The sequence below is a fragment of the Rhodococcus tibetensis genome (assembly GCF_024438035.1).
Lineage (GTDB): Bacteria > Actinomycetota > Actinomycetes > Mycobacteriales > Mycobacteriaceae > Rhodococcus_F > Rhodococcus_F tibetensis.
Map to the genome: position 1 here is coordinate 163,791 of NZ_JANFQF010000006.1, position 14,374 is coordinate 178,164.

Below are 14,374 nucleotides of genomic sequence, written 5' to 3' on the forward strand. Positions count from 1 at the left end.
GGTGGAGTGCCGAGCCGCTACAGGCCGCTGTCGTCGACGTCGAGACCGAGGAGGGCGTTCTCGACGACCTCGGGGAGCGCCGGGTGTATCCAGTACTGACCCCGAGCCAACCGGTGTGCCGTCACATCGAAACTCATGGCCTGGATCAAGGGCTGGATCACCGTGGAGGCCTGTGCACCGATCACGTGTGCGCCCAGCAGACGCCCCGTGCCACGCTCGGCGATGATCTTGCAGAAACCCTCATCGTCCTCCATGGCCCATCCGTAGGCCACGTCACCGAAGGCCTGGATCTTCACCGTGACGTCCCAGCCGGCGTCCCGGGCCTCGCGCTCGGTGAGTCCGACGTGGGCGATCTGCGGGTCGGTGAAGACCGCCGCGGGCACGACCCGGTGGTCGGTGCGGCGCAGTCCCGATGTGTCCTGCCACGCGTCCCGTAGCAGGTTGTGCTGGACGACTCGGGCCTCGTGATTGGCAACGTGTTTGAGCTGGTACGGCGAGGACACATCGCCGAGCGCGAAGACCCCCTCGGCGCTCGTGCGCTGGAACTCGTCGACGACGACACGCCCCTGGTCGAGGTCGATGCCGCCGGCGTCCGCCCCGATCACGTCACCGTTGGACTGCCTGCCGGTGGCCACGAGCAGGACGTCGCCCGACACGATCCGTCCGTTGTCGAGTTCCACCGCGACACCCGCACCGTCGGGGCGCACCGACGCCACCGTCCGGCCACGGTGCACGTCCCACTTCGACGACGCCAGATCCGTGAACCGCCGGGCCACGTCGTCGTCCAGGTGCCGCAACAGGTGCTCGCCCCGCGAGATCAGCGACACCCGCGTGCCGAGCGCGGAGAACACGTGCGCGAATTCCGCGGCGATGAACCCGGCTCCGATGATCACCAGGCGCTCGGGGAGTTCGGGGAGCCGCATGATGTCGTCGTTGGTGTAATACGGCACCCCTGCCTTGCGCACGACGGCCGGGATGATCGGCCTCGACCCGGCGGCGACGACTACCTGATCTGCCGTGATGGTCTCACCGTTTCCGGTGTCGATCGTCCGCGGACCGACGAAGGACGCATGCCCACGGAAGAGCGTGGTATTCGGGGTGTCCTCCGCGCGGTAGCGCTCACCGCCGGCGGAGATCGGATCGATACGGCCGAAGACCCGCTTGACGATGTCGGGCCAGCGCACACCCTCGAGTTGCGCATCGACTCCGTACTTCGCGGTGTCGGTGACCGTGCGGGCGACCTCGGCGGCGTAGACGAACATCTTGGTGGGGATGCATCCCACATTCAGGCACGTCCCGCCGAACGTGCCCTTCTCGAGAAGTGCGATTTTCATGTCCGAAAAGCGTTCGTCGGGAAGGGAATTGCCGGACCCGGAACCGATGATGGCGAGATCGAAGTGGGTCATCGCGGTGCCTGCGCGGAGTTGTGGCCGTGCAGCCAGTCGAGCCAGAGGTCCACCTCGGCGAACGCCTGTGCGCGAGGCTCGTCCGACGACAGGAAGACGTCGTGCCGGGCGCCCGGTATCGGCACTATCGTCGTGCGGTCGCCGAGACATCCGGCCCACCGGGCGATCTGCCGGACATCGAGGACCGCATCTGCCGTATCGACCTGCGGGTCGTATCGCGGAGCGAAGTACGACGCCTTGGAACGCAGGATGAGCGCCGGAACACCGATATCGAGACCGCGGTGCAGTTGCGCATGCCCGCGGCGCACGGCGCGGAGCCAGCCGAACGTGACGGGAAAACCGCCGAGGGGTTTCCAGTCCAGGTTGTAGTTCCAGATCCCGTTGCCGTCGACGTGCAGGCTCACCCCGTAGGTGTCGAGGGTAGTCTTCGGAACCACCGACTTGCGCTTGACCCGGCCGAGCGCATCGACGGCCACCGTGCCCACATTTCGCAGGTAGGACGGCCCCTGGAGGTCGAACCACGGGCTGTTGAGAATGACTCCGCTGACGCCGAGGCCGGCGGTGCCGTCGGCCTTCTTCTGCCGTCGATGCAGCCACAGCGGCAGGACGAGCCCTCCGGTGGAGTGCGCGACAAGCAGGACCTGGCCCTCGCCGGTCTGCTCGCGCACGAGGCGGAGCGCCTCGTCGAGTTCGGCGTCGTACAGCGTGAGGTCCGAGACGAAATGCGCCGTCTGCCCGGGCTTCAGGGAACGACCACACTTGCGCAGGTCGAGGGCGAAGAACGCATATCCCTGGTCGGCGAAGTGCTCGGCCAGATGTTTCTGGAAGAAATAGTCGGTAAATCCGTGCACGTACAGCACTGCCCGACCGGTGCGTTTCGTCTCCTGCGCGGGCTGGTACCGGATCAGCGTTGCCTCGACCTCACCCTCCCCGTCGGGATCGCTACCGAGGGGGATGGTCAACTGCTGATATCCGTCGCCGAGAACATCGGGAACCCATGTAGTCACAGATCACAATCTAATGTGCGATTCCCGGCCGTGGGGAGGCGCACAATTGGGGCAGGTAACTTCCGCTCATACGCGCGGGTAACCTATGCGGCGAACACGGCAGGCGGATGCGCGCACGGCTATGGACAAGGAAGTCGATTCTCCAGTGTCAGATCAGAACGCGGTAGAGACGAAGACGGATGTAGTGCTGGTGGGCGCGGGCATCATGAGCGCGACGTTAGGGGCGATCCTGCGTCAGGTGCAGCCCGACTGGTCGATCACCACCTTCGAACGGCTCGACGCCGTCGCGGCCGAGAGCAGCGATCCGTGGAACAACGCCGGCACCGGTCACTCTGCGTTGTGTGAACTCAACTACACGCCCGAGAACCCCGACGGCACCGTAGAGATCGCGAAGGCCGTCAACGTCAACGAGCAGTTCCAGGTGTCGCGGCAGTTCTGGGCGCACGCAGTCGAGACCGGGGTGCTCACCAAGCCGAAGGAATTCATCAACCCGATTCCTCACGTCAGCTTCGTGCACGGCGAGGCCAACGTGAAGTACCTGCGCGCCCGCTACGACGCGCTGGCCGGACACCCCCTCTTCGCGGGCATGGAGTACGTGGCGGATCCGGACGAGTTCACCCGCCGTCTGCCCTTGATGGCGAAGGGCCGCGACTTCAGCGATCCGATCGCGCTCAACTGGACCGAGGACGGCACCGACGTCGACTTCGGTGCCCTCACCAAGCAGCTTCTCGGCTACGTCGGCGCGTCCGGCGGCATCGTGCATTTCGGTCACGAGGTCACCGATCTCACCAAGCAGTCCGACGGCAGCTGGGTGGTCAAGGTCACCAACCGTCGCAACGGCACCAAGAAGGTCGTGCGTAGCAAGTTCGTATTCGTCGGCGCCGGCGGTGGTGCCTTGCACCTGCTGCAAAAGTCGGGTATCTCCGAAGCCAAGGGCTTCGGCGGATTCCCGGTCAGTGGCGCGTTCCTGCGCTGCACCAATCCGGAACTCATCGATCAGCACCGGGCCAAGGTGTACGGCAAGGCCGCAGTGGGTGCTCCGCCCATGTCAGTGCCGCACCTCGACACCCGGGTGATCGGCAGTAAGCCCGGACTGCTGTTCGGCCCGTATGCCGGCTGGTCTCCCAAGTTCCTCAAGGAAGGGCGCGTCACCGATCTCCCCGGTTCGGTGAAGCCCGATAACCTCCTGTCGATGCTCGGCGTCGGGGTGAGCGAACTGGGCCTGGTCAAGTACCTGATCAGCGAGCTCACCAAGTCGGAGGCCGGCCGGATCGACACGCTGCGCGAGTTCGTCCCCAAAGCCATCGGCAAGGACTGGGAATTGATCACCGCCGGACAGCGTGTCCAGGTGATCCGGCGAGCCAAGGGCAAGGGCGGCGTCCTCGAGTTCGGCACCGCGGTGGTCAATGCCGCAGACGGCAGTATCGCCGGTCTGCTCGGTGCGTCGCCCGGTGCGTCGACGGCAGTGCCGGCCATGTTCGACGTGCTTGCGCGCTGCTTCCCGGACCGGTACGAGTCGTGGAAGCCGAAGCTGCAGGAAATGGTGCCGTCGCTGGGTGTGAAGCTCACCGACGAAGCGGGGCTGTTCGCGCAGGTCTGGGAGCACACGTCGAAGGTTCTTCAGCTCGATACCGTCGCGGTGGAAGAGGCCTCGGTTGCCGCCCTCTGACGGGTGAGCGGCGGGGCCTGCTACAGGCGCGCTCCGGACCGGCTTGTGTCATAGTTGCCTGTCATGACGGCAACTGCAGCACTCAAGCGTGCGTGGGCACTCGATCTCGACAACAAGACGCTCTACGAGTTACTCAAGCTTCGAGTCGAGGTGTTCGTCGTCGAACAGGCCTGTCCGTACCCGGACCTGGACGGGCAGGATCTGCTGGCCGACACGCGACATTTCTGGTTGGAGCAGGACGGTCAGGTGGTGTGCACTCTCCGTCTCCTGGAGGAGTACGACGACGGCACCACCTCGTTCCGGATCGGGCGACTGTGCACGTCGCGGCCCGCGCGTGGGCAGGGCCACACCACCCGTCTCCTGCGGGCTGCGCTTGCCGAGGTGGGGTCCGCGCCCTGCCGGATCAACGCGCAGACCTACCTGGTGGGCATGTATGCGAAGCACGGATTCACGCCGGACGGCGAGGAGTTCGTCGAGGACGGTATCCCGCACGTTCCCATGAAGCGTGGTGGCAGCGCGGCCCGCAGTTCGGGGGACGCGGCGTCGGTACCGGATGCCCAGGGCGCCCCGTCGACAGCCGGCCGGTGAGCGCCGACTAGGGTCGGCGAGTGAATGTCCGCGGGGAAGTCCTGTTCGAACCAGGTGCGGTCCCGCCACTGTGACGGATCTTTCGATTCGCTACTGCCACGGGCGCAGCGAATCGAAGTCCCAGCCAGATCGCCGCGGCATTCGTACCGGCCAACAGCTCTCGGCGAGGAAACCGGGGCGTGAAGGGAAGCATCGTGCGCACCAACCGTGAAGTGGACCAGTCTCGCCGGGACTCCTCGGTGGGTTTCCCGTTCAGCGCGGTCGTCGGCCAGGATCAGCTTCGTCTGGCGCTCGTCCTGTGCGCCGTCCATCCGGGCATCGGCGGTGTGCTGGTGCGCGGGGAGAAGGGCACGGCCAAGTCGACGGTCGTCCGGGCGCTCACCACACTGTTGCCTGCCGTCCGCGACGAGAACGGGCCGCGGCCCGCGCGGCTGGTCGAGTTGCCGGTGGGCGCCACCGAAGACCGCGTGGTCGGTTCGCTCGACCTCGAGAAGGTACTGCGCGACGGTGAACGTGCATTCCGGCCGGGTCTTCTCTCCGCTGCCCATCAGGGCGTTCTGTATGTCGACGAAGTGAACCTCCTGCACGATCATCTGGTCGACGTTCTCCTCGACGCCGCGGCGATGGGCCGGGTGCACATCGAGCGGGACGGAATCTCCCACTCGCATCCAGCGCGATTCGTGTTGGTGGGCACCATGAACCCGGAAGAGGGCGAACTGCGACCGCAGCTTCTGGACCGCTTCGGCCTCGCTGTGGACGTCGCGGCGTCGCGTGATGTCGATGTGCGCATGGAGGTGGTGCGGCGGCGCCTCGACTTCGAACGGGACCCGGAGACGTTCGCCGCGCGGTATGCCGAGCAGGATCAGGCTCTGGCCGGCGCCATCCTCGAAGCCCGGGACCGGCTCGATTCAGTCGAACTCGACGACACGGAACTGCGCCGGATCGCGTCACTGTGCGCCTCGTTCGACGTCGACGGCATGCGCGCCGATCTGGTCCTGGCCCGCACGGCCACCGCGCACGCCGCCTGGCGCGGTGCGGACGCCGTGGCGGCGGAGGACGTGCGGGTTGCCGCGGAGTTGACGTTGCCGCACCGGCGCCGTCGGGACCCCTTCGACGAGCCGGGCCTCGACCAGGACCAGCTTGACGAGGCGTTGCGTCAGGCCGATGCGGACGCCAGCGCCGCCGCCGAGGAACCGCCCGCCGAAGGTCCGCCGCCTGAGAATTCTGCCGCAACGCCTGGTGGTGACGCCCCGGACGACAACGGGACCGACCCCGACGGACCGGACGACCCTGACGGACCGGGCGGCGGGGCGCCGCCGCCGGAGCGACCTGCCGGGCCGACCGGCTCCCAGTTCACCACCAAGTTGCTGGAGATTCCCGGTGTGGGCGAAGGAGCGCCCGGTCGGCGCTCTCGCTCCCGCTCGTCGCGTGGTCGAGCGGTGCGGGCAGCGGCGGAGCAGGGGCACGGCCTCCACCTCGTGGGCACTCTGTTCGCGGCGGCGGATCGGCAAGTTGCTCGTGGACGCACGGCAGGCAGAATGATTCTGGACTCGGCCGACCTGCGCGGTGCGATTCGGGAGGGCCGCGAGGGGAACCTCGTGGTGTTCGTCGTGGACGCGTCCGGCTCGATGGCGGCGCGTGATCGATTGTCAGCGGTCACCGGGGCCGTCGTCTCACTCCTGCGCGACGCATATCAGCGCCGTGACAAAGTGGCCGTCATCACGATGCGTGGACGAGACGCCGAACTTGTTCTGCCGCCGACGTCTTCGGTGGACATCGCGGTCCGTCGACTGCGCGGAATGCGCACCGGAGGGAAATCACCTCTGGCGGAAGGCTTCCTGCGTGCCCGGCAGGTGGTCCTGCGTGAACGGCTTCGTGACCCGCAGCGGCGGGCGCTCGTGGTGACACTCACCGACGGCCGGGCCACGGGCAGCAAAGACGCTCTGCATCGCGCCACAGTGGCCGCAGGGTTGCTCGCCGACAGCGCTGTCGCCTCGGTCGTGGTGGACTGTGAGACCGGGATGGTCCGGCTGGGCCTCGCAGCGGAACTGGCCCGGCATCTACGAGGCGGGTACGTCCGGCTCGGTGAACTGTCTGCGCAGCACGTCGCGGGTGTGGTCCGCGCTGCGGCGTAGGAGAACCCCGGCGTAAGAGAACCCCGGCCTCATCGAACGGTAGGAGAGCAGGACATGCCCAAGGGAGTTCCCGAGAACGTCCCGAACGACGGCCTCACCACACGGCAGCGACGGAATGCGCCGATACTCGCGGTCCACACCGGCCCGGGTAAGGGGAAATCCACTGCAGCCTTCGGAATGGCGTTGCGCGCGTGGAACCAGGGATTCGACGTCGGCGTCTTCCAGTTCGTGAAGAGCGCCAAGTGGAAGGTGGGGGAGGAGGCAGCGTTCCGCGCCCTGGGGCGGCTCCACGACGACACCGGGGTCGGTGGCGCCGTGCAATGGCACAAGATGGGCGAGGGCTGGTCGTGGACGCGCAAACACGGCTCCGAGGAAGATCATGCCGAATCTGCTGCCGAGGGATGGCGTGAGATTGCCCGCCGGCTCGCCGCGGAGGAGCACCGCTTCTATGTGCTCGACGAATTCACCTATCCCCTGAAGTGGGGGTGGGTGGACGTCGACGAGGTCGTCGCGGTGCTGCGCGACCGGCCCGGGACTCAGCATGTCGTGATCACAGGCAGGGACGCCCCGCAGGCTTTGATCGATGCGGCCGACTTGGTGACGGAGATGACGAAGATTGCGCATCCGATGGATGCCGGCCGCAAGGGCCAGCGAGGCATCGAGTGGTAAGTGTGCATCCGGCGGCTCCTGCCGTCGTCGTTGCAGCGCCCGCCTCGGGTAGCGGAAAGACTACTGTCGCAACAGGTCTGATGGGGGCGCTGCGTCAGGTCGGGAGCACGGTCGCGCCCTTCAAGGTCGGCCCCGACTACATCGATCCGGGCTACCATGCGCTTGCCGCGGGTCGGCCGGGCCGAAATCTCGACCCGGTCATGGTGGGGGCCGAGCGAATCGCCCCGCTCTACCGTCATGGCAGCACAGACTGTGACATCGCGGTCGTCGAGGGTGTCATGGGATTGTTCGACGGCAAGATCGATGCCGCGTCCCAGCAGCCGTCGGCCGAGGGGTCGACAGCGCAGGTGGCGGCACTGCTCGGCGCACCCGTCGTGCTGGTGGTCGATGCCCGGGGGCACAGCCAGAGTCTGGCCGCTGTGCTGCACGGCTTTTCGACGTACGACTCGTCGGTGCGCATCGGCGGTGTGATCCTCAACCGAGTCGGAAGCCCGCGGCATGAGCAGGTGCTGCGGCAGGCGAGTGAGCGTGCCGGACTTCCCGTCTTGGGCGCGGTTCCGCGGATGGCGGAACTGGAAGTGCCGAGCCGGCATCTGGGCCTCGTTCCCGCTGCGGAACACGGCGCCGCTGCTCTGCAGGCAGTGGCGGCGATGACTCGGCTGGCTACACGGCATCTCGATCTGCCGGCGATCCGGGCGCTCGCCTGCTCGGCGGTCGACGGACCGGCATGGGATCCCGCTGTCGAGATAGGTGAGGTGGAGTCCGGTGCGCGCCCGACGGTGGCGATTGCCGGCGGCCGGGCCTTCACTTTCGGGTACGCCGAACATCGAGAACTGCTCGTGGCGGCCGGGGCGGAGGTGGTGACCTTCGATCCCCTGCACGACGAACTGCCTGCTGACACGTGCGGAGTAGTACTTCCGGGAGGCTTTCCCGAGGAGCACGCCGCCGCGCTCGCCGGGAACGACGGCCTCCTCGCGCAGATACGCGAACTCGCCGCTGCCGGTGCACCGATACACGCCGAATGTGCCGGACTGCTCTATCTCGCGCGCAGCCTGGACGGTTCCGCAATGGCAGCCGTGATCGACGTCGACGCTTCGTTCGGATCCCGGCTGACTCTGGGCTACCGCGACGCCGTGGCGTTGACCGATTCGTCGCTCTTCGCCGCCGGTGAGCGAGTGGTGGGGCACGAATTCCATCGAACGTCGCTCGCTCGAGGCGACGCGGCCGGCTACGCGCCGGCGTGGGGTTGGCGACCGTGGGACGGTGCACCGGCGCGCGAGGGATTCGCGGGCGGCGGCGTGCACGCGTCGTACCTCCACACGCATCCGGCAGGACACCCCACCGCGATCGCGCGGTTCGTGAGCGCGGCCCGCGACTTCGCCCACCGTGGCTGAGATCTGCGTCGGTGTCGGCTTCCGCATGCGTGCGTCCAGCGCCGACATCATCTCGGCGGTGCGCCGGATCCTGGAGTCCGCGAACGTGGGCGAGCCGGCACAGCTGATCTGCCTGGGCACTCTCGAACGCAAGGCGAAGGAGCCTGCCGTCCTGGGCGCGGCGGCGTCGCTCGGGGTGCCGGTTCTCGGATTCGACGCAAGAGATCTCGCGGCCGTCGTCGTCCCCAACCCGTCCGGAGTGGTGAACGTTCAGACGGGGTCGCCGAGTGTCGCGGAAGCGGCAGCGGTACTCGGCGCCGGTGGCGGGCCCCTGATCGTTCCCAAACGGTCCGCGAATGGCGTCGTCGTCGCGGCAGCCCGTAAAGTTTCGTAGGTTCGAGACAAGACTTATCGGAAAATCTGGAGAAACGGGGATAGCGCGTGACTGCCGCCACCGGAGACGAGACCAACTACCTGGTCGGCCTCAATCTGACCGATCGCCGTGTGGTCGTGATCGGTGGCGGAAGCGTCGCACAACGCCGACTGGGCCTGCTCATCGCATCAGGAGCGCGCGTGCACCTGATCAGTCGCGTTGTCACTCCTGCCGTCGAGGGGATGGCGACGTCCGGGCAGATCACCCTGGAACTGCGCGACTATCAGGACGGTGACCTCGACGGGGCCTGGTACGCCATCGCCTGCACGGACGAACCCGACACCAACGCGGCGATTGTCGCCGAGGCCGAACGGAACAGGGTGTTCTGTGTCCGGGCAGACAACGCCCGGTACGGCACGGCCGTCACCCCGGCCAGTGCAGGATATGACGGCTTGAGCATCGGCGTGCTGGCGGGCGGTGATCATCGCCGCTCCGCGGCCGTGCGAAACGCTCTGGTGGAAGGCCTGCAGTCCGGAATCGTTCCCGACACCGACCAGGCGCCCGCTGCCGGTGTCGCTCTGGTGGGCGGCGGTCCCGGCGACCCCGATCTCATCACCGTCCGTGGCCGCCGACTGCTCTCGCGCGCAGACGTCGTTGTGGCCGATCGCCTGGCCCCGCCCGAACTTCTGGCCGAACTCGGTCCCGATGTCGAGGTGATCGATGCCGCGAAGATTCCCTACGGCCGCGCGATGGCACAGGAGGCGATCAACGCCGCCCTGATCGACAACGCCAAGGCCGGTAAGTTCGTGGTTCGCCTCAAGGGCGGTGACCCGTACGTGTTCGGGCGCGGGTACGAGGAACTCGAGGCGTGCGCCGCAGCGGGCGTGCCGGTCACTGTCGTTCCCGGAATCACCAGCGCCATCTCGGTCCCGTCGGCTGCAGGGATTCCGGTGACGCATCGAGGCGTCACCCACGAGTTCGTGGTCGTCAGTGGGCACGTGGCCCCCGATCATCCCGATTCGCTCGTCGACTGGTCCGCGCTGGCCCGGCTGAAGGGCACCATCGTGTTGCTGATGGCGGTCGAACGCATCGATGCGTTCGCGACGGTCCTGATGGCAGGCGGCCGCCCCGTGGATACCCCGGTCACCGTCATCCAGGAGGGCACTCTGCGCACTCAGCGCACGGTCCGTGCGGATCTGCAGAGTGTCGCGGCCCGGGTGAAGGAAGAGCAGATTCGGCCGCCCGCCATCGTGGTCATCGGGCCGGTGGCAGGGTTTAGCGTGGACGCTGGGTAACGTGAACCCTCGTGTCTGATTCCCGAGTGCCGAAATCTGCTTCAGTGAACTCTGCGGCAGATGCCGCAGCGGTCCCGGCCGCGGCCACCCGCGTGCTGGGTCTCGCCATCATCGTGCTGAGCGGATTGCAGATGATGGTGGTCCTCGACGGGACCGTCGCCAACCTGGCACTGGCTCCGCTGCAAGCAGACCTCGGTCTCAGCGACAGCGGCCGCAACTGGGTGCTGACCTCGTATGCGCTGGCATTCGGTGGTCTCATGCTCCTCGGTGGACGGCTCGGTGACGCCTTCGGCCGGAAGAAGATGTTCATCGGTGGCGTCGCGCTCTTCACGGTCGCCTCCCTGCTGTGCGGACTCGCGGTGGGCGAGATCATGCTGATCGGTGCCCGCTTTCTGCAGGGCGTGGGCGCTGCGGTGGCCTCGCCCACCGCGCTGGCTCTGGTGGCCACGACGTTCGCCGCCGGTCCCGCGCGCAACCAGGCCATCGCGATCTTCGCTGCGATGACGGGGATCGGATCGATCGCGGGGCTGATCATCGGCGGTGCGCTCACCGAAGTGTCGTGGCGTCTGATCTTCCTCATCAACGTGCCTATCGGTGTGGTCATCGTGCTGTGCGCCTTCAAGGCGTTGAAGGAGACGGCGGGTGAGCGCCTCACGCTCGATGTACCGGGCGCGGTTCTGGCGACGGTTGCGGCGACGGGTGTGGTGTTTGCCCTCACCGAAGGACCGGAACTGGGGTGGACCAGTCCCTTCGTGATCGGGGCGCTGATAGCCGGTCTGCTGCTGTTCGTCGCGTTCCTCTACGTCGAGCGCACCGCCGACAACCCGTTGCTGCCGTTCTCACTGTTCACCGACAAGAACCGGGTGGCCACCTTCGTCGCTATCTTCTTCGCAGGCGCCGTGATGTTCACGGTCGCGGCCTTCGTCGCGCTGTTCGTCCAGGACATCCTCGGCTACAGCCCACTCGAAGCGGGCCTGGCTTTCATTCCGTTCGCATTCGGGCTCGGGGCCGCGGCTTTCGTGGCGTCGAAACTCGCCGTCAGGATCCAGCCACGCTGGCTGGTGATCGCCGGGGCGACGATCATGGTCGTGGGTCTGCTCTACGGTTCCACCCTGCACGCGTCGGCGACGTATCCGATCAACCTGTTCGTGCCGGTCGTGGGAATCGGTTTCGGTGTCGGACTTGCCGTCGTCCCCCTCCCGCTGTGTGCCATCGCGGGCGTGCCGGAGACGGAGATCGGACCGCTGGCTGCCATTGCTCAGGTCGCGCAGACGCTGGGCGGACCACTCGCCCTTGCCGTCATCGGTGCCATGGCGACGTCCCGCACCCTTTCCCTCGGCGGGGTGTCGGGCAAGATCGCCGACATGACGCCCACTCAGATCACTGCGCTCGGCGAGGGGTACACCTTCGCCCTGGTAGGGAGCGCCGTCTGTGCGCTGATCGCCGGTCTGGCGGCACTGTTCATCCGGTTCACCCCGCAACAGGTCGCGCAGGCACAAGCCGCCGAAAAGGCAGCGCAACAGGCCTGAATACCGGGCTCACCGACGTTCGGCGAAACGATCCCGCAAATAGCTGTGCTTCGCATTCCGTGAGTGTCTAGGGTCATTTACATGAATGACCGGGTAACAGACACTGTTGCGGTCGGCGCCGTTCCCGAAGAGAGTGTGCGGCACGTTCGCACGCTGATCATCGGCAGCGGTTTCGCGGGGCTCGGTGCGGCGATTCGACTCAGCCAGGACGGAAGGGAGGACTTCCTCGTCCTCGAGCGGGGGGATGACGTCGGAGGCACCTGGCGCGACAACACGTATCCCGGCGCGGCCTGTGATGTGCCGTCGCACCTGTACTCCTACTCGTTCGCCCTCAACCCTGAATGGTCACGGTCGTTCTCGACGCAACCAGAGATCCAGCACTACATCCGCAGTGTTGCGCGCAAGTACGACGTACTCGGGAAGCACGTCTTCGAGTGCGACGTCACCGAGGCGCGCTGGAGTTCCCGCGCCTCGCGCTGGGAGCTGACAACCAGTCGCGGCAGGTACTCCGCGGACACGGTGATCTGCGCGTTCGGGGCGCTGGCCGAGCCGGCCCTGCCCAGCATTCCCGGGATCAGCACGTTCGACGGGGAGATCTTCCATTCCGCGCAATGGAATCACGACGCCGACCTCAGTGGCACACGGGTGGCAGTAATCGGTACCGGGGCGTCGGCAATCCAGATCGTGCCGGCCATCGTCGACCAGGTGCAGCACATGGACGTGTATCAGCGCACCGCGCCCTGGTTGTTGCCGCGATTCGACCGGGCATATACCCGGGTCGAGCGGTGGGCTTTCCACCACGTGCCGGGCGTTCAGCGACTGCTCCGCGCCGGCATTTACGGTGGCCGGGAAGTGCAAGTGGTCGGTCTCGCCAAGGCGCCGGTCTTCATGAAACCGTTGGAATGGCTGGCGCGACTGAAAATACGGACGGAGATCAAGGATCCCGAGCTGCGCAAAAAGGTCACGCCGCAGTTCCGGATCGGCTGCAAGAGAATGCTGATCTCCAACGACTATTACGCGGCCCTCGACCGGGACGATGTCGACCTCGTCACCGACCCGATCGCGGAGATACGTGAGCACGCGGTGGTGACGAGGGACGGCACAGTGCGTGAGGTCGATGCCATCGTGATCGCCACCGGATTCCAGGTGACGGATTCGCCGATGTTCGAGGTCGTCTTCGGGCGGGACGGGCGCAGTCTGGCGCAGGTCTTCGGCGAAGCCGGCATGCAGGCCTACAAGGGGGCGGCCGTTGCCAACTTTCCCAACATGTTCTTCCTCGTCGGCCCCAACACGGGCCTCGGCCACACCTCGATGGTGTACATGATCGAATCACAGATCAACTACGTCACCGATGCCATTGCAGCGTTGGAGGAGAACGGGATTCGCACTGTCGAGATCCGCAAGGAGGTACAGGACGCATACAACCGGGACCTCCAGGAGAAGCTGTCGAACAGCGTCTGGATGACCGGCGGGTGCGCCAGCTGGTACCTCGATCGGCACGGCAACAACACCACCCTGTGGCCCGACTTCACCTTCAAATTCCGCCGCCAGACACAGCGTTTCGACCTGGCGGCGTACGAAGTGTCTGCGGACGCGGCGGTGCGGTAGAAGATGCATGCGCACTTCTGATGCAGGCTCGGGTCTCAGCGGCGAACGGGACGGTACCGGCGAACAGGTCTGCCCGCGCCGCCGTACTCGAGGCGTACTTCGAGGAGACCCTCGGACAGGTAGTGCTCGAGGTACCTGCGTACGCTCACCCGGGACAGCCCTGCGTGCTCGGCGCATTCGGTCGACGACAGCTCGCCCCGCTCCTGCACGATGTCGAGGACCAGTCGGCCGGTTTCGACGCTGAGCCCCTTGGGTAGACGGCCCGGTTCGGCATTCTTGCCTGCGCTGCCGAACAATGAGTCGATCAACGACTGATCCGCTCCGGATTGGGATTCGAGTGCACGTGCCCGCCGCCGGAAGTTTTCGAGCTTCTCCTGCAGGTGGGCATACTCGAACGGTTTCACCAGGTAGTCGGACGCGCCGCCGTGCAATGCCCGGCTGACGGTGTCGATCTCTCGGGCGGCCGTGATCATGATGACTCCGACGGGATTGCCTTCGGCGCGAAGAGCCTGGAGGACATCGAGTCCGGACATGTCCGGCAAATACACGTCGAGGAGCACGAGATCCGGTCGGCGTGAGCGCACGGTGTCGAGAGCGTCGGCGGCGGTACGCGCGACTGCGACGGTGGTGAACCCCGGCGTCTTGTCGACGAAGCGGCGGTGTATCTCCGCGACCATGAAGTCGTCGTCGACGACCACTACCTCATACATCGTCACGCCGAA

General features: G+C 66.6%; 12 protein-coding genes. 9 read left to right on the forward strand and 3 right to left on the reverse strand.

Translation table 11 applies throughout. From position 1 onward, the window contains the following. Window positions 1–17: 17 nt before the first annotated feature. Window positions 18–1,406 (reverse strand): mycothione reductase, encoded by a 1,389-nt coding sequence (gene mtr / locus NOF53_RS09230; RefSeq protein WP_255967517.1) that lies wholly within the window; start codon window positions 1,404–1,406, stop codon window positions 18–20. Then, window positions 1,403–2,413, reverse strand: coding sequence for an alpha/beta hydrolase (locus NOF53_RS09235; protein ID WP_255967519.1), 1,011 nt, complete (start codon window positions 2,411–2,413; stop codon window positions 1,403–1,405). Before NOF53_RS09235 ends, mtr begins: the two co-directional genes overlap by 4 nt. Window positions 2,414–2,534: 121 nt before the next feature. Between NOF53_RS09235 and mqo the strand changes: the two genes are divergently transcribed. From mqo to NOF53_RS09280, 9 genes are all read left to right on the forward strand, one after another. Then, window positions 2,535–4,082, forward strand: coding sequence for a malate dehydrogenase (quinone) (gene mqo, locus NOF53_RS09240; RefSeq protein WP_255967521.1), 1,548 nt, complete (start codon window positions 2,535–2,537; stop codon window positions 4,080–4,082). Between the two features lie 63 nt (window positions 4,083–4,145). Further along, window positions 4,146–4,670 carry a GNAT family N-acetyltransferase gene (locus NOF53_RS09245; RefSeq protein ID WP_255967523.1) on the forward strand — a complete coding sequence of 175 codons (525 nt, stop codon included), beginning with the start codon at window positions 4,146–4,148 and terminating at the stop codon, window positions 4,668–4,670. A gap of 212 nt (window positions 4,671–4,882) precedes the next feature. After that, window positions 4,883–6,805, forward strand: a complete 1,923-nt coding sequence (locus NOF53_RS09250) for a magnesium chelatase subunit D family protein (protein ID WP_255967734.1) — start codon at window positions 4,883–4,885, stop codon at window positions 6,803–6,805. Between the two features lie 54 nt (window positions 6,806–6,859). Continuing rightward, window positions 6,860–7,474, forward strand: coding sequence for a cob(I)yrinic acid a,c-diamide adenosyltransferase (gene cobO / locus NOF53_RS09255; protein WP_255967525.1), 615 nt, complete (start codon window positions 6,860–6,862; stop codon window positions 7,472–7,474). Next, window positions 7,468–8,868 (forward strand): cobyrinic acid a,c-diamide synthase CobB, encoded by a 1,401-nt coding sequence (locus NOF53_RS09260; protein WP_255967531.1) that lies wholly within the window; start codon window positions 7,468–7,470, stop codon window positions 8,866–8,868. The genes cobO and NOF53_RS09260 overlap by 7 nt, the downstream gene beginning before the upstream one ends. Beyond that, entirely contained in the window at window positions 8,861–9,241 is a 381-nt protein-coding gene (locus NOF53_RS09265) for a cobalamin biosynthesis protein (RefSeq protein ID WP_255967533.1), read from the forward strand. The genes NOF53_RS09260 and NOF53_RS09265 overlap by 8 nt, the downstream gene beginning before the upstream one ends. A 47-nt stretch (window positions 9,242–9,288) precedes the next feature. After that, window positions 9,289–10,515, forward strand: coding sequence for a uroporphyrinogen-III C-methyltransferase (gene cobA, locus NOF53_RS09270; RefSeq protein WP_255967535.1), 1,227 nt, complete (start codon window positions 9,289–9,291; stop codon window positions 10,513–10,515). A 131-nt stretch (window positions 10,516–10,646) separates the two neighbouring features. Further along, a complete protein-coding gene (locus tag NOF53_RS09275; RefSeq protein ID WP_305086714.1) occupies window positions 10,647–12,044 on the forward strand; it encodes an MFS transporter in 1,398 nt (465 codons plus the stop codon). Window positions 12,045–12,125: 81 nt separating this feature from the next. Further along, complete coding sequence (locus tag NOF53_RS09280) at window positions 12,126–13,652, forward strand: flavin-containing monooxygenase (protein WP_255967539.1); 1,527 nt, start codon at window positions 12,126–12,128, stop codon at window positions 13,650–13,652. Between the two features lie 35 nt (window positions 13,653–13,687). Here the strand turns inward: NOF53_RS09280 and NOF53_RS09285 are convergent, their stop codons facing one another. After that, window positions 13,688–14,362, reverse strand: a complete 675-nt coding sequence (locus NOF53_RS09285) for a response regulator (RefSeq protein WP_255967735.1) — start codon at window positions 14,360–14,362, stop codon at window positions 13,688–13,690. Window positions 14,363–14,374: the final 12 nt, after the last annotated feature.